Here is a 16,584-nt window from a genome sequence, read left to right as displayed (position 1 = left end):
TTCTATTTAAATTAGTTTTATCGTTAAATAAACTAAAAATCGCTATTATCACTTAGACTATAAGAGACGAATTCGTTACAATATTTTCACATTTACTTGAAAACAACTATGTAGTTACACTGTAAATAATAACAGCCGTTAAAAGCTCAAATTTCATCACTGATTTCTCGTGCACAATTGATGCAATTCAAAAAAGCGTTGGTATGTTCTAAGATCGCTTGGCAATCGAATCGTTACCTAGCTGGATTAAACAGAATTTGAATGTGGGACAGTTATTTTTCACGGAGAAAAATTTAAACATTGTATAAAGTAACCCTTACAAAAATAATGTTTATTTTATAGTAGACATTTGTAATATTTCAATGTATACTGATATCAATAAGTCAAATTACAAAAAATAATTAATTCACCTATTACAAAGAGTATTCGCGTTTTAGTTGGTACTTTTTGCAATATGTGAATTTTCTTCTTTTTAGTAGTAAATGATCTTATTAAATAAATATTCGAATATGGAGGTCATTTATTATGGCACAAGGTACAGTTAAATGGTTTAACGCAGAAAAAGGTTTCGGTTTCATCGAAGTTGAAGGCGGAGCAGACGTATTCGCACACTTCTCAGCTATCCAAGGTGAAGGTTTCAAATCACTTGAAGAAGGTCAAAAAGTTGAGTTTTCAGTAGAAGACGGTCAACGCGGACCACAAGCTGCTAACATCGTTAAACTTTAATTTTTATTGAAGTAACGACCAAAAGAGGTTCTCTTTCATTAGAGAACCTCTTTTTGTTATTTGTTTGAAGTAAAGTTTGATAAAAATTGGCTATAAACGTTGATCTTATAATAGAAGAAATTCAGATTAATGTAGCTTTTGAATAAAATTTGATTATTCCGGTATGTGAATATTCAACTAAAGCCCCCGTTAGTTGGATAAAGTTATTTCTTCTTTCTTGTTTGAATGTATTTTTCTGTCAATAATCCTGCATTAAACACCGATAAAATCATGATGAAAAAAAATATTACCCGAACGGTTGGATCCCTCTTGTCAGCAATAAACTCAATACTAGAAAAATTAACATAAACAAAGCCAATAGCAACAAATATAGACAAGATAAATTGCCCTTTTAACGACTTAATCATAAAATGCCCCCTGTTTTCACTAAATAAATTGTGTCAATAGCTGGTTAAACTTGTCTCGTTCTTCCCAGAAAGCACCGTGCCCACTATATTGGAATGGAACAAGCTGTGAATTTCTTATTTTTTCATTGAGTTCGTGAGCTTGTGCAAATGGAATAACTTTATCATGAATACCATGAATGATTAAAGTAGGGACATTAATTTGTGGAAGATCCGCATGCAAATTTTCATCTCTTAATGTAATTATTATCGCAGCTGTCGACCAACTTGCTGCTTGTAATCCCATTTGTAAAAACCAGTCCGAGAACGGTTTAGTTATATACTGAAAGAAAAAGCCATCTGTTACGTCCTGCATCATCTTAGGACGGTCATTTAAGGTTTCTTTTAGAAAGTTATTAGCAGTTTCCGCGGTAAATCCAGTTGGAGCTGCCGCATCAACAAGTACGAGCTTCGATACCCCAAAACCGTTGTGGCGAGACATGTATCGAATTGCGATAGACCCACCTGTTGAGTGACCTACGAGCGTAAAATTGTTTAATTGAAGTGTTCCAACCAATGTACGAATATCATCTGCCAGTCTGTTAAACGTATAGCCACTCATTGGTTTATCCGAATTACCAAAGCCCCTCCAATCAATACCTATACAGCGATAACCCATAGCAGGAAGAACATTAAACTGATATTCAAACTGATTATGACTTAACGGCCAGCCATGTAAAAACACGATGGTCTTATTTCCACCTGGATTAATATCTTCTACATATAAATTCACACCTGGCTCTACAGGAACAAAATAGCCTATTAGGATTCCTCCCTAGTTAATATGGTTTCAACAATAAGATATTCATCTTGGTAAATATAGATGAGTACCCATCCCATTTGTAGGTTAGAGAAACGAAAAATTACGGGATTTATTGAACTCTCCAGTCAGTTAACTCATTAAGAACATCCTTGTTGCTTTCATTTATTTGTCGCTAAACTATTTTGGTGTGGGATGATTTTGAAACAAATATTCCCGATGCTTCTTACTATTTGCTAAAAGTTCGAACTCCCCTTGCTTTATCTGTTTTAGCAGCTTATAAAACGTCGCATAAGCAAGGTCATATTGTGCTTTTGAGATCCATTCGTTCTCTAGCGCCTGCTCTATTTCATCCTCATCCTTTTTTATTACTTCCCCTGTTGGAAGTACGATAATATCTAAAAACAAATCTTCCATATAGGGCTCGCCTTGATCGACACCATTCACATTGGTTATATCGATATACCACTGAACAACTTCCCCTTTGTCATCGAACATTGTCGTTACCACATAGTGCTCGTTCATTGGAAGCTGCTGTAGCCATGAGTAATCTTTGTCTACAATACGTAGCTCTTGTCCCGCTTGCGATGTCACAAGTGGCTCCTTTACTTCATTCATTACGATGAGCGCAATATAGCCTGTAAAACCCGGTTCCTCTACCCACTTCTGCGAATAATGACGACAGGTTATTCTCCTCCAATCATTTCGATGTAAATAACGTTTTTTCAACATACTATTGCCCCCTATTTTTGATGATACATATAAGAATGCCAGCTTGCTTTATTTTCAAGCTCTAGTAAGTCTGCTAATTCGTAAGCAAAATAGTCAGTCGTATCAATTTCAAATTCTACTGTTTCAACAGACGCTTCTACTAAATAGAGCAACACAGTTTTTAATAAGCGCTGCATTTCCACATGATTGGCTTTTCCCATCCAACCGATTTCTACATGATTCTCTCCAACCGGATGCACAAACATATACGCAGATATCTTATCCTCATCGACAATAATGCACGGTGCTTTCATATCAGGTGTATCCTCTATGACCGTATCACGCCAAAGTTCCCAGCTTTTGTTCTTTGCTTCATTATGTAAATGTGTCTGCTCATAATTTGTTTTAACGAATGAAAACAGTTCCTTTTCTAGCCTAGAATTCGAGGTAATTTGCTGTAATGAATAGCTATTTGATATTTCCTTAATATGTTGCAGTTTTTGGAGTAATTCATTGATCGCATAGCTTTCTATATACGTTTTTCGAAATAAATGAAAGCCAAAGTTTTTCATATAGGCCAATTTTTCTGTTTCATATTCCCAGCACGATAATATAGTTTTATTGTATGGCGTAATGCTTTGAAGTAACTTTTTCATTAATTTGGGCATATAGCTTGTTGCGATGATTTGAATATATTTCGCTGTTGGATGATTTGGATTCGTCCAGCTGATGCCGATGCCTTCCACTTGATTTTGTTCTTTTACAATAAACAGCTCGATAAAGTGTCGTGCATCAATTCGCCATTTTACTGCTTGTAATGGCTCTATTAGTAATGCATTTAGCTGCACATCCTCTAGTGAATCTACTTGTTGAAGCGATACATTTTCCATCATATCTCCCCCAAAAACTTTTATTCTAATTATATAATGAAAAATATTATAAAATATGGTAAAATTGTAATAACTTTAACAGGAGGTAACGTACGATGTTACTTTATAATTGAAAAACGCTTTCAACCTCACATTCAAAAAGGAGCTGAAAGCAAATGAAATTTCAAACAAACACTGAAAGTATTACAGAAACGATGTTAAACGGCTTTTTTGTCGATTGGCCAAGTCCGCCAAGTGCAGAAACGCATTTAACGTTATTACAAAATAGTGCTCATATTGTATTAGCAATTGATGAAGCTAAAAATCAAGTTGTTGGCTTTATTACAGCAATTAGTGATGGCGTGCTAAGTGCTTATATTCCGCTGCTTGAAGTATTACCAGCATACAAAAATCAAGGTATTGGCAAACAATTAGTTGAGCAAATGCTAGCACAGCTTCAAAACATATATATGATCGATTTGTGCTGCGACGAAGATTTAGTACCGTATTATGAAAACTTCGGTATGTTTAAAGGTAATGCGATGTTAAAGCGTAATTATAAAATGCAGTCAGGTAAACTAATCTAAATATAAAAATCCAGCAAACACAAACTTGCGTGCTTGCTGGATTTTTTATCTACATATAACTTTCAAGTTGCTTCCTTAACCCGTGCGCATCATCCGCATACACACCTAAATACTTTACCTTTTTCTCAAAGCCACCTACAAAATGAATCGTTTGTAGCACCGTAAACTCCAATACAAATGCGGGCTTTTCATCGGTATTACCAAGTACCTTCATATGATAGACTTCATCCAAGTCAAGCTCATTATGAATCGCTTCAATATGCCCCACGTAAAAATTCGTACGCTTCATCAAGCCGTTTGAAAGATAGAGCTTTTGTCCATCCACTTTTGTTGGATTTAATATAAGCGCTCGTGCATCAGCAATTAAAAAAATGATCCCGTATATCGACAAAATCGTATGTCCCCATGCAAGTATTGGCATGCGATCATGGAAAAACCAATGGAACGCGACCGCTTCAAACGTCGCCGCATGAAAAATCATGATAAGCATAGGGATATACATCGTATTTTTATAAACGGTATACCCTTCCGTATCAGGCTTTTTGCGCCAACTTAAGCAGGCATAGTAAAATACAAGCATTTCCGACGCCAGCACTTGAATAATGGGATTGCCTTTTGCTTTTTCAGCTACTAACCTTGGAAATGCAAAAAGTAATTGCTCGTGCTGCCCTTTGACCGTATTAATGATTGTTGGAACATATCTCACAACAATAATAAGTAACATGAGCTCAAACGCGATTAAACATGCTTCAACCGCAAAAGCTGACCATGTTAAATAGCGAAATGGTTCAATAAAACTTGTTGGAATAATGATGCGTGCGATAACAATGCCACCAGCTGCAAAAATAATCGCCCTTTTTATTGACCAGTTTCTCGTATGAAGTAATACAAGTGCTGGTGCCACAATGGCACAATCTACCAATGAGCCAACAACCATACCGCGTACTTGCTCTACTGATAAGGTATCGATAAATGACAGTTGGTAGGCTGTAATATTAGCTAGTAAAATGATAAAAGCTGTAATGAGCCATTTATTATGCCCTAACTTTTCAACAAACAACTTTTCTCCCCCATTTTCAACTCAATATATTCTTATTATACTATAATTATTGTTATATTTCCCCTGTATTACCAAAACAGTGACATTTGCTATTTGACACAAAAATACTACCCATTTCAGTAAATTTCTGCTTCAAATAACAAATCCCTTATTTAATCGCTGCATTCCCTATTTTTCTATATTTTCCGACAAAAAACTACACAAATCTGTCATAATTCTAAATGATATTTTAAAAAGATAGGGTGAATTTATGAGTATTGGAAAAAAATTGAATACAATGCTTTCTATTTTAATTGCAATCATTGCACTTTCAACAGTTATTAGTTTTAACAGTTATAACAACATTCAAAAAAGTACGAAAGAAGCGATGGATAATCGTATGACACAGGTGGCTATGATTGATGATATTCGCTTTAATTTAGCGATGCAGGGCTTATACGCACGTGCCATCATTGTTGACCCAAGTCAAGCAAACGAAGAAAATTTACGTAAATATGCAAAAAATTTAGATAACAGTATCACCTACATGCAAGAACATGCCGACACAGATGAAATGAAGCAACTCGTGCAGCAAGCAAGCGCATTCAATGAAGACTTTAATGCGCAAGCTGAACAAGTAATTGCAAACTATAAAACGAATGCTGCTGAGGCAAAAAATATCGTAAATAATAAACTACAAACGGCGAATGTCGGTATTTTAACAACAGCTTTAGAAATGGAGAAAATTGAAAAGCAACGTTTAGAAGACATTAAAGTGGAAACTGCTAACGACATCCGTGTTTCAAAAATTACATCGGTTGTTGTGTTAATCATAAGTTTGATAATTAGCGCAGCAGCTGTTTTATACATTCGCAAACGCATTATAAAACCACTTGTTCAAGTTTCAGATGAGGCGACAAAAATTGCAGACGGCGATTTAACTGGTCAGGACATCCAGGTAATCTCTAAGGATGAAATCGGCAACTTAGCAAATACCTTCAATACAATGCGCTCAAACTTACGTAATTTAGTCTTTAATGTACAGCAAAATACAGAGCAATTAAGTGCCGCTTCAGAAGAATTATCTGCAAGTACACAGGAAATAACAGCAACAACTAATGATGTCACACATCGCGTTTTAGAAACAGCAGAAGCCGCACAAAGCTCTAGCCAAATTGCCTCAGATAGTGCAATAGCGATGGAAGAAACAGCGATTGGCGTACAACGCATTGCCGAAACAACACAAACATTACACAGTAAAGCGTTAACGGCAAGTGAAGCGGCAGCTAGTGGTCGTAAAATTATTACCGAAGCTAAAGATCAAATGACAACAATCGATGGTTCGACTGTCACTGTCAATGAGTTAGTGACGAAACTCGCTAAACAAACAGAAGAAATCAGCAGTATTTCACAAGTAATTACTGCGATTACCGATCAAACAAACCTACTAGCATTAAACGCTGCAATCGAAGCGGCGCGTGCAGGTGAACATGGCAAAGGCTTCGCAGTCGTAGCAGATGAAGTTCGAAAGCTTGCTGAGGAGTCGAAAAATTCAGCAACATCTATCGTTGCGCTTACTCAAGAAATTAAGCGTGACACAGCAGATGTAGAAGAAGCTGTTCGAAACTCATTAGCCTCTGTTAAAGAAGGCGTCTTGATTATCGAGAAAGCTGGCAAATCATTCAACCAAATTGAGTTAGACGTAGAAGAAATGAAAAATTCAATTCAGGATGTTTCGGCAACTTCCGAGCAATTATCAGCAAGTGCTGAGGAAGTTACCGCATCAGTTAATGAAATTGCCATCGGTGCTAACAAAGCATCAGAAAGCGTCGAAATGATTGCCGCAGCAATGGAAGAGCAATCGGCAAGCATGGAGCAAGTAAACCATGTTGCGATTTCTGTAACAGAAAGCTCACAGGAATTACAAACACAAATTCAACAATTCCGCGTGTAATCACGCATTAGGAGCTGCGCAAAAAGTAGAAACTTTTTCATTCAATAGGCTCCTTAGGGGACGTTTCAGAATTATTGTTCTGACGTCCCCTTCTTTATTCGAAAATAATAATTTTAGCAAACTATGAAACTTTTTCCGTCTTCATACGTATTTTAGTAGTAGGTATTAATTCCAAATATTAATAGATATTACTTATTTTGAAATGAGGGAACTTTTTGAAAAGATTAAGAAAAAAATTATTTGCACTCATTATACTTCTTCTTATCATCCCACTTATTGTTGGTATTATTTATGCGCAAAAACCAATGCCAAATGGCGTTTCGGTCGATGGCGAGCTACATACGGATAGTGATGTACGTTTCGTGTATGATTTAACGTATGACAACAACGGTCGCGTTATGGAACAGCATTTATATGATGAAATGCTGAGAATTATTGATGAAGCAGAGCATACACTTGTCATCGATATGTTTTTATTCAACGATGATTACGACCGCTCTAAAGGTGACTATCCAACGCGCGCCCATGATATTACGAACGCGGTGCTAGCTGCCATCGATGAAAATCCGACATTAAATGTCACAATCATCACCGACGCTATTAATACAGTGTATGGCTCGACATTACCTGAAAACTTTTCTAAATTACAAGAGGCTGGTGCAGAAGTGATTTTCACCAATATGGAGCCACTTCCTGATTCAAATCCATTGTACTCAAGCATTTGGCGCTCGTATTTACAATGGTGGCCGACGTCACAAAATGGCTTTTTACCAAATGCCTTTAACCCAGACGGTGCAAAGGCTTCCTTTGGCTCATATTTCGATTTATTCAACTTTAAAGCAAATCACCGCAAAATTGTGTTAAATGAGCAGCAGGCACTTGTAACATCTGCTAACATTACACATGATGGAAGTAGCTATCACTCGAATATTGGCTTTGTTGTAACAGGTGCGATTTTAGAAGATTTGTACGCCTCTGAGCAAGCAGTTGCAAAGCTATCAAACATTACACTTCAAGATGTTGATTGGAACTATACAAACGAGGCATCTGATATTCAGACGAAAATTGTAACAGAGGGTAAAATAAAAAAAACGATGCTTACGATGCTCGATGACGCAGATGCAAACAGTGAAATTAAAATCGGTGTGTTTTATTTAGCAGATCGTGATGTCGTAAAGGCGATTAAGAAAGCAGCAAAAGAAGGTGCTACTGTCCAGGTAATTGTAGACCCTAACAAGGACGCATTTGGCTTAGAAAAAAACGGGATTCCAAATCGTCAAGTCGCTGCAGAGCTTAAAAAAAGTGGCGCCGAGATTCGTTTTTATAACACACAAGGTGAGCAATACCATAGTAAATTTCTTTATGTAAAATCGGGTGAACAAGCCGAGCTGCTAGGTGGTTCAGCCAACTTCACTCGACGAAATATTGCAGACTATAACCTAGAAACCAATTTATATATGAAAATGCCGGCATCAAGCGAGCTAGCGACAACGGTAGAAACTTATTTTGAGCGTCTATGGCTGAATGAAAACGGACAATATACGGTTGATTTTGAAGTGTATGAAGATCCTGCACTATGGAAAAAAATCCCGTATTTCATTCAAGAAACGACGGGGCTTTCTACATTTTAACTTGATGTAAAGCGCGGTTTTGTACAAAATACAAAACCGCGCTTATTTAAATTTCATTCCTAACCCTTCTTCCAATGTAAGCTGCGCGAAACATTTCAGCATGACTATACTAACCTGTTTAGTTTATTTTTCCTTCTCAATAACTTCTTTAACGATTTTAGCAAAAACATCCGTAGTTCTAAACGTTTCTTCCAACGTATTTTCAACGCCGCCAATTTCTAATAGCACAGAATTGTTTTGAAGATGCTGATTATATGTGTTTTGTGGATTTTCACCTTTTTTAAATACCCCTCTAGATAGTCCAGGATATAATTCTTCTAATTTATCATGAAGGCGAGTCGCGAATTCCCTATTTTGGTCATAATTATTGGATGTTGTTGATACAACAAATGCAATTTTGGCATAATCTTTTCCATCAATATTGATCGTTGTATCTGATCTTTTTTGTGAATCTCTGTGTATGTCAAATACCATTTTTATACTCTCATACTCAGTTAATGCTTCTTGTAATTTCTCTCTTGATACGACATAGGAATCTTTAAATGATAATCCCCGTTCCTCTAAGATTTTTGATATATCGCTATCATCTAAGATCGTGTTAATATGATGCTCTTTTAACTTTTCACTGAATTCCTTCCCTACTAATGTTACATTTTTTGAATCGCTAAATGCTTTTCTAGGATCGGTTTCGTTAAGCTCTGGAATAAACGACTCCGTATTATGCGAATGATAAATGAACACTAATGGATCTTGTTCTTCAACAGCCGAAGCGAATGATTGATTTCCTATGTTACTTTGAACTTCAGTCATTATCTCTTTTTCACTAAAAAAGAAGAACCATGAAAATGCAGCGACAAAAAGTAAAGCGCCACTTGAAATGGCCGTTATCCTTTTAATCATTCCTTTTCGGTTCATGCTTCGCGCCTTTTGTCTTAGTTTCATTTCAGTTGATACGATGAAATCTTTACTCGGATTTTGAGGGTAGGTCTCCTTCATCGTTTCAAACAAATCCTTTTCATTTTGCATTGATCAAAACCTCCTCGGCATCAAGATTGAGTTTTCTTTTGAGTTCTTTTAATGCGCGATGATAATCAACTTTTACTTTTGATTCCGTACATTGTAGAATTTCGGAAGTTTCTTTGATGGAAAATTCATTTATTCCACGTAGTATTACGACCGCTCGATAATTCGGCTTTAACTTAGAAATCGCTCCATGTACAATCTGTTTAGTTTCCGAAATTTCAAACTCTTCATCGGGCGTGTTGTCATTCGATTCCAATAATTTAAAAAATCCGTCTTTAAAAACGGAAGCAAACTTCTTTTTTCGATAATGATCCACTGCTACATGTTTTGCTATAGAGAAAATCCATGTTTTTATACTATTTCCGTTATGAAAATTGTGTAAGCTTTTTAATACTCGAATAAACACTTCTTGGGTCATGTCCTCTGCATCGTTTTGATTTCCTGAAAAACAAACGAGAAACCGATACACGTCTAAATAATGCTCATTGTAAATAGCAACAATACTCGACTCTAAGTTCTTTAAATCAATCACGCTGTCCCCCCTTATTCTGTATTCACTTATTATTCGTATGAAGCATTAAAAAGGTTACACTTATTTTGTTTTGACACTAACAATGAGTAAATTTTCTACCGAAAAGTAAGTGCAGTGCTCCTTTTTTGGGGGAAATCGCACGCAAATGCCCTGAATTCGCACATAAACCTCTAAAATTCGCACGTATCTTGCGTGAATTCGCACATAAAACCTGAAAAATCGCACGTATCCACGCACTCCGATTATGCGTTAGTCCTCCAAAGCATGTATTAAAGCCGACTTGGAAAATCAAGCCCATATTTCGAAGATGAGCCATTATTTTGGTGTTTTTGTGAAAACGATATAGGTGATTGCTTCGCTTGTATGATTGACTTCCCTAACAGCATCGCTTAAAAAAATACATTCCGCGCCATACAGCGCGAAATGATGTCTTTTCATATGTAGATTTCCTTGAAAATATTTATCTTTTCCTATTCGCTAAAAAATCAAGTAAATCCTGCGCAATCTTTTCGCGTTCCTTACCAAGTGTTATTAAATGACCACTTTTTTCGTAGCTTATCTTTACGATTCGGTCACTTTGCGCGGCACTGGCAATCAGGTCAATGCTTTCATGAAATACGACTTCATCCAGCATCCCTTTTGCTAAAAACAATGGCTGCTTAAGTTCACTCATTTCGCGCTGTGAGCCGACGATAAACTGCTGCAGGGCAATCATTTTTTCTGTTGGGCGAGGGAAATGCTCATTTAGAAAATTTTCAAGTTCCTCTTCCGTTGCCCCATTATTTTGGAGGTAACGCTGTGAGTAGAATTCTACACGCTTTTCTAGACCGGCAATCGGACGCTCCAAAACAGGTGATGATAGGAGTGCCAATGCATTACACGTCATGTATCGGTTCGCAAGGCGCATTCCTAGCACGCCACCAAGCGATTGCCCAATGACGGCAATCTGTTTGTATCCATCATCTACTAGATGTTCAAATGCTTGCTTAGCCCCCTGCCAGATTTGATCCATTGACGAAGCGAATAATCGCTCTGGCGCGGCACCATGACCTGCTAAATTTGGTGCGTAGACCGTGTAGCCCGCTTCAAAAAGAATATGCGCTAAATGTTTCATTTCTTTCGCGTTACTCGTAAAACTATGCAGTAATAACACGGCCTGCTCACCGTTATGTTTATAAATATCTTCAACCTGTTGCATGTAAAAACTCCTTATTTATCGTCCAACCCGCGCTCATTGTACGCACTAATGCCACCGCGTACATTTGTTACTTTTTTAACACCTAGCTTTTTCAGCTTTTTGCACGTTTCTAGTGAGCGCATACCTGAACGGCACATCACGACAATTTCTTTATCCATTGGTAATGCCTCAATGCCCAGCCCGTTTGGATCATTGATAAACGGTGCGACATGCATTTTATTGAAATCACGCGCACTACGCACATCAATAAAAATTTTATCGTCGTCACGTAGCATCGTTTGTAGTTCATCTGTCGAAATCGTATTAACCCCTTCAACTGGACGCTTTTTCCAAATAACAACCGCCGCACAAATGGCGAGAAGTATAATCGATTCAATCATGTTGTTAAGCCCCCTTTATTGTATGTTTCCTATATATTAGCACGAAACAAACTTATCGTAATATAGTATCTGCACGAAATTTATTTCTTCTATTATTTTAAAAATACAATAAAAAAGAGCACATCGGAACGAAATTTCATTCCAATACACCCTCCCTTGAGGCTATGGGACTTTTTCAATGCTCTCATTAATTGAAGGCTATTTCATTTATCTGTGAAATCAATTTAAGCCATATTTGCTTGACCGTGTACATTTACACTGAGGTAAGAGGTAAAATATGGTGATTCGAGCACAAATCTCAAAAAGCGAGCATAAACACCACAATTCCGAGCACAAAAACGAAAAACCGAGCATAAGACCCGAAAACCCGAGCATATTTCACACAAGTCAGTCATGCAATAGCTCATCTAAAGCCGTTTAGGAAAATTCAACCCCAAGTTTTCGGTGATGAGCCACATATTAATTAAGATATTCACTTTTTTAAATTTGTAAAAATTATATATTTCTCACTAAGCTCCACATTTTTAATGTCAGAAACAGCGGTCATTATATTATTCTTTATTTGTTGTTCCATAGTCATATCAAGCTTGTGCTCAATCGGTAAAAAAATTACACATACTATCTTAACGATTTCACCCGGTGAAATAGGGGTTAAATTGACACTTATAGATTCTTTCTCAAGACCTGACTCATTTGTAATCATTTTTTCTAATGCCTGTTCTTCTGTAACTAAAAAGTTTGTATATTCCGCAACTGGGAGATTTGTTTTCTCTTGTTCATTAATCACTTCTGCTTTTACCTTTTCAAACTTCGAATCACCATTACATGCAACTAACAAAATGGCGCTTAATGCAATCCCAGAAGCTAATAATCTTTTAATTTTGATCATATTTCTTCCTTTCTCAAATAAATTCCCCCCGTTTTAAGCATCGATTTTCTTAAGTTAACTCCCTTTATTATTAATAAGGTTATTACTATAGAAGGAACGAAAGAACTGTAATTACACACATATGCAGTTTTACCACAAGAAAGACACATCATACAGCTAAGTGAATGGCACTATCCGTTTTCATTTTCTTATGGACTAAAATGCTTTGTTAAACAAATAAAAGACCTTTTACATCCCCTTTCATAACAATTTGAAATAAATGTCACATTCCATCTTCTTCAATTGTCTTATATAGTTAAAGGGGGTGCAAAAAATGCAGCAAAAAATACTGGTATTAAGCCAATCAAACACGATCCTAGAAAATATTGAAACATTTATTTCGAGCCACTATGACAAAATATATAAATATTGCTATAGCATTTTAAGAAATGTGGAAGACGCGGAAGATGCGGTGCAAGAGGTATTCTTAAAAGCCATGAAAAGTAATAATCTTTCATCGATTAATAACCCGAATGCGTGGCTTTACAAAATTGCTTATTTTCATTGCATGAACAAGTTAAAACGCAGAAAAATTCTCTCCTTCGTTCCCTTCATTGAGTCTGAAAATACAGTAAATATCGTGGAAAATATGCTAGATGAACAGCTTCACAACATATTAAGTCAGCTAAAGCCAGACGAACGCGCATTAGTTGTGTTACGCATTATTGAAAATTATAGTTTCGAGGAAATTGCCGCTATCATGGACAAGCCTGCGCCAACGATTCGCAAGCGTTATGAACGTTTAAAAGAAAAAATCAGAAAAATGTTCTAGAAACGGAGGGATCACATGAAAAACATGAAAGATTTTAACGATTTTGAAGAGCGATTCAAAAGCGAATATGTGCACATTCAATCTGAAAATAAACAGCACATCATTCAAAACATTTGCTCCCCATCAAAGCGAAAATCTAAAAAGTTAACCATCAGTTTTGTTATATGCATGTGCTTACTACTAGCTGTCGCAACAGTAGGTGCAATGGAATATACGGGTTTGACATTTTTTAAAGGCAACAAGGATGAAATAATTGAAATTACAAATATTAAAGAAGAAGATATGGCACCACATACAAATGGCGATGAAATTCGGCATAAAAACGCAAAATTAATAGAAACTTTGAAAAAGACGATTCCAGATGGAAAGTTTCTATATTTCAAGGATATCGAAGTTTACGAACAAACTGGAATTATTAATTTATTTAAACTGACAAATCCCCCGACAATTACTAAAATTGATGAAATCCCAAACGATATTACTCAGCATATTCATTTAGAGGATACACTTTTAGAAAACTATCATTTAACAAATGGGACACTGTTATATAAGTTTCCTGAGAATGACCTTGATCAAATGATGAAAATTATTGGGCAACTGCAAGCACAAGCAAAGCAACAAAACCAACACTATGGCATTTTACAGGGCCAGCTTATCAATGAAATCGATGCCATAACGCTCCACTATGAAACAAAGGATTTCCCTAATTGGCAAGCATTTGAAATAAGCATTGATACGATTAATACGCGTGTAGAAACAACAGAAAATTTATCAAATTATGTGCCTTTAAATAACGAACTAGGGATTGAAATGTACTATAGTGAAGAAGATCGTACGTTACGCTTTATTATGCAAGCACCTTCACAAAATTATCTCATCACCGTTCGCAACCCAATCATATCTAGACAAAATGTTGATGTACAGCGCTTTATAGAGGTTGTGAAATCATTAACGGGGAATGAATAATTATATACTGACTTCGTGATCATTATCGATTAAATAGAACCAGTAAACGGTATTGGGCTTAGTTTGCTGGTTTATCTTTTTTTCTAGCAATGAAAATCGTTAGTGATTGAATGTCATAATTTTGTCATAAGCAATAGGTTTTCAACACGAAAACAGTGAAAACTCACGCATAATTCGCTACAATGTAAATTGTGGAATTATTAACTAGAAAGGAGAATCGTTAAATATGAAAACATTCTTATTTTCGATTTTAGCTGCATTGTTATTATTCGTGCCAAACGCAGCGGCACACACGTATATCAGTGAAACAACCCCACAGGACGGCTCAACTGTAACAGAAAACGTACAGCAGGTCGTGCTTACTTTTGAAGGGAAAATTGAGGAAGGTAGTACGTTTAAAGTGGTAGCAGCAGACGGTACAGAATACACTCCGCAATCGATTTCACTTGTGGATGGTGTTTTAACGGGTACTTTTGATCCCGCACTTCCAAATGAAACTTATACAGTAAAATGGAATACCATTAGTCAGGATGGTCACCCTCTGTCTGGTGAATTTGGCTTTACAGTGGATGCTCCAATCGTAGAACAACCAACTGAAAACGTAGAAGAAGAAAGTGTTGAGCAGGAGTCGGTTGAACCTGTTGAAACGACTGAACAAGTAAACGATAAGGATGCCGAAAAATCGAATTCTCCGTTAATGCTTGTAGGTGGTCTTTTAGTCATCATAATAATCATAAGTATAGTTGCATTAGCAAAGCGTAAAAAAGCGTAATGATGACTCTTATTGTAGTAAGTCAGTTTATTTTGTATGCAAGTTTAAGTGTTTTAATGGGTACATCTATTATGCATTGTATCCCTGAAAAATACCGCCCAGGCTTTCAAATTGCTCCAAAATGGCTCGTATTAAGCGTCGTTATTATTCCGATTGCAGCTTTTCTTCCGAATCTTCAGCTGCTTTCGATTTTAGGTCCACAATTTGGCGTAGTGGATTCGTTATGGATGATTGTTTCGAAATATAAAGTGGGGCATGCTTGGCTTGCGATTTTTGTATTTGCGTTATTGCTCATAGTAATTGTGCGCTCAGCAACTAAAAAAGCATCAACTTGGCTTTATGTATGTGCCATTTTCGTACTAATGGCCATCATGGCAGCAATCGGCTATGCCAGTCATGCGGCTTCGATGTCTGGGATGGGTGGCTCCTTTCTCGACTTTATACATTTATTAGCAGTCAGTGTGTGGCTTGGTATTTTAGTAATCGTTGGCTATTTTTCAACGGACTCGAAAAATTGGAGCGCCTTTTTGCAATGGTTCTCCCCTACTGCACTTGCTGCCTTTACATCGATTGCGATAAGCGGTGTTTTAATGATGGAGGTAATCGTCCCTAAATACGTAACAAGCTGGGCAAGTACATATGGGCAATTTTTATTTATCAAGCATGTGTTACTTGTACCATTAGCCATCATTATTTTAGGCAATGGACTACTGATAAAATTAAAAATCAATCAGCCGCTATTTGAACCACGCACTTGGGTGAAAATCGAGCTAACATTACTTGCGGCTATTTTAGTAGTAACGGCTATTTTCACTGAGCAACAGCCGCCAAACTTTACGGTCGAAGCCATTTCACCGTTTTTCGAATTATTTTATCAAGATAGCGTTGCAGCTGGAATGAGAGCCTATTTACAAATGACTGGAATAGGCTTAATGTTCTTCCTGTTAACTGCAGTCTTTATCGGGTTGACCATTGTCAGTTATGTGAAACAATTGCCAACAATTGTAGCATCGGCTATGACTGTAGCTATCGCGTTATGCTTTTACATGGGCTTTATGTCGATTGTATTTTTTAAATAACGAATAATAGAAGTTGTTGACTTGGAATAAGGATTAATTATAATACAGCTTTAAATGATGATTCTTTTAGAAAATCATAGCCCTTTTTTGAACAAGATTGTTCAAAAAGGGGCTATTTTACATTTCTTTATAGAGTTTTTAATAATAAAGATTGAACATTTTCGAAATCGAATATTCAACTAAAGCCCCCTAAAGTGAATAATATACCGCTTAT

At 36.5% G+C, this 16,584-nt stretch carries 18 protein-coding genes; 8 read left to right on the top strand and 10 right to left on the bottom strand.

Annotated features, from left to right (window positions below; all coding sequences use genetic code 11):
* Positions 1-525 precede the first annotated feature (525 nt).
* A complete protein-coding gene (locus tag O7776_RS08110; RefSeq protein WP_274310091.1) occupies positions 526-726 on the top strand; it encodes a cold-shock protein in 201 nt (66 codons plus the stop codon).
* Positions 727-929: 203 nt separating this feature from the next.
* Here the strand turns inward: O7776_RS08110 and O7776_RS08105 are convergent, their stop codons facing one another.
* The 4 genes from O7776_RS08105 to O7776_RS08090 all read right to left on the bottom strand — a co-directional run bounded on the left by O7776_RS08105 (position 930) and on the right by O7776_RS08090 (position 3,530).
* The gene (locus O7776_RS08105; RefSeq protein ID WP_193740390.1) at positions 930-1,133 is read right to left on the bottom strand and encodes a hypothetical protein; all 204 of its coding nucleotides are present in this window, start codon (positions 1,131-1,133) and stop codon (positions 930-932) included.
* Positions 1,134-1,152: 19 nt separating this feature from the next.
* Positions 1,153-1,932, bottom strand: a complete 780-nt coding sequence (locus O7776_RS08100; protein WP_274310462.1) for an alpha/beta fold hydrolase — start codon at positions 1,930-1,932, stop codon at positions 1,153-1,155.
* 177 nt (positions 1,933-2,109) lie between these two features.
* Positions 2,110-2,661, bottom strand: coding sequence for a ribonuclease FAU-1 family protein (locus O7776_RS08095; RefSeq protein WP_274310090.1), 552 nt, complete (start codon positions 2,659-2,661; stop codon positions 2,110-2,112).
* A gap of 11 nt (positions 2,662-2,672) precedes the next feature.
* Positions 2,673-3,530, bottom strand: a complete 858-nt coding sequence (locus O7776_RS08090) for a hypothetical protein (RefSeq protein WP_274310089.1) — start codon at positions 3,528-3,530, stop codon at positions 2,673-2,675.
* A 155-nt stretch (positions 3,531-3,685) separates the two neighbouring features.
* Between O7776_RS08090 and O7776_RS08085 the strand changes: the two genes are divergently transcribed.
* A complete protein-coding gene (locus O7776_RS08085; protein ID WP_274310088.1) occupies positions 3,686-4,096 on the top strand; it encodes a GNAT family N-acetyltransferase in 411 nt (136 codons plus the stop codon).
* A 49-nt stretch (positions 4,097-4,145) separates the two neighbouring features.
* Here the strand turns inward: O7776_RS08085 and O7776_RS08080 are convergent, their stop codons facing one another.
* Entirely contained in the window at positions 4,146-5,156 is a 1,011-nt protein-coding gene (locus tag O7776_RS08080; RefSeq protein ID WP_274310087.1) for a hypothetical protein, read from the bottom strand.
* A gap of 250 nt (positions 5,157-5,406) precedes the next feature.
* On the opposite strand from O7776_RS08080, the gene O7776_RS08075 reads away from it, so the two are divergent.
* Positions 5,407-7,089, top strand: coding sequence for a methyl-accepting chemotaxis protein (locus O7776_RS08075; RefSeq protein WP_274310086.1), 1,683 nt, complete (start codon positions 5,407-5,409; stop codon positions 7,087-7,089).
* 215 nt (positions 7,090-7,304) lie between these two features.
* Entirely contained in the window at positions 7,305-8,720 is a 1,416-nt protein-coding gene (locus O7776_RS08070; RefSeq protein ID WP_274310085.1) for a phospholipase D-like domain-containing protein, read from the top strand.
* Positions 8,721-8,843: 123 nt separating this feature from the next.
* Here the strand turns inward: O7776_RS08070 and spoIIP are convergent, their stop codons facing one another.
* From spoIIP to O7776_RS08045, 5 genes are all read right to left on the bottom strand, one after another.
* A complete protein-coding gene (spoIIP, locus tag O7776_RS08065; RefSeq protein ID WP_274310084.1) occupies positions 8,844-9,746 on the bottom strand; it encodes a stage II sporulation protein P in 903 nt (300 codons plus the stop codon).
* The gene (locus tag O7776_RS08060; protein ID WP_274310083.1) at positions 9,736-10,275 is read right to left on the bottom strand and encodes an RNA polymerase sigma factor; all 540 of its coding nucleotides are present in this window, start codon (positions 10,273-10,275) and stop codon (positions 9,736-9,738) included. Before O7776_RS08060 ends, spoIIP begins: the two co-directional genes overlap by 11 nt.
* Positions 10,276-10,735: 460 nt before the next feature.
* The gene (locus tag O7776_RS08055; RefSeq protein ID WP_274310082.1) at positions 10,736-11,473 is read right to left on the bottom strand and encodes an alpha/beta hydrolase; all 738 of its coding nucleotides are present in this window, start codon (positions 11,471-11,473) and stop codon (positions 10,736-10,738) included.
* 11 nt (positions 11,474-11,484) lie between these two features.
* On the bottom strand, positions 11,485-11,853 hold the full coding sequence (locus O7776_RS08050) for a rhodanese-like domain-containing protein (protein ID WP_274310081.1): 369 nt from the start codon (positions 11,851-11,853) through the stop codon (positions 11,485-11,487).
* Between the two features lie 472 nt (positions 11,854-12,325).
* Positions 12,326-12,742 (bottom strand): hypothetical protein, encoded by a 417-nt coding sequence (locus O7776_RS08045; RefSeq protein WP_274310080.1) that lies wholly within the window; start codon positions 12,740-12,742, stop codon positions 12,326-12,328.
* Positions 12,743-13,055: 313 nt separating this feature from the next.
* On the opposite strand from O7776_RS08045, the gene O7776_RS08040 reads away from it, so the two are divergent.
* The 4 genes from O7776_RS08040 (at position 13,056) to O7776_RS08025 (ending at position 16,370) form a co-directional block, all read left to right on the top strand.
* Positions 13,056-13,553, top strand: coding sequence for an RNA polymerase sigma factor (locus O7776_RS08040; protein WP_274310079.1), 498 nt, complete (start codon positions 13,056-13,058; stop codon positions 13,551-13,553).
* 15 nt (positions 13,554-13,568) lie between these two features.
* A complete protein-coding gene (locus O7776_RS08035; protein ID WP_274310078.1) occupies positions 13,569-14,519 on the top strand; it encodes a hypothetical protein in 951 nt (316 codons plus the stop codon).
* A 226-nt stretch (positions 14,520-14,745) separates the two neighbouring features.
* Positions 14,746-15,291 carry a copper resistance CopC family protein gene (locus tag O7776_RS08030; protein WP_274310077.1) on the top strand — a complete coding sequence of 182 codons (546 nt, stop codon included), beginning with the start codon at positions 14,746-14,748 and terminating at the stop codon, positions 15,289-15,291.
* A gap of 2 nt (positions 15,292-15,293) precedes the next feature.
* The gene (locus tag O7776_RS08025) at positions 15,294-16,370 is read left to right on the top strand and encodes a copper resistance D family protein (RefSeq protein ID WP_274310076.1); all 1,077 of its coding nucleotides are present in this window, start codon (positions 15,294-15,296) and stop codon (positions 16,368-16,370) included.
* The last annotated feature ends 214 nt before the right edge of the window (positions 16,371-16,584 follow it).

Origin of the sequence: Solibacillus daqui (assembly GCF_028747805.1) — a bacterium.
Taxonomy (GTDB): Bacteria; Bacillota; Bacilli; order Bacillales_A; family Planococcaceae; genus Solibacillus; species Solibacillus daqui.
The sequence above is the reverse complement of the archived record's forward strand: the minus strand, read 5'-3'. Positions and strand labels throughout refer to the sequence as shown.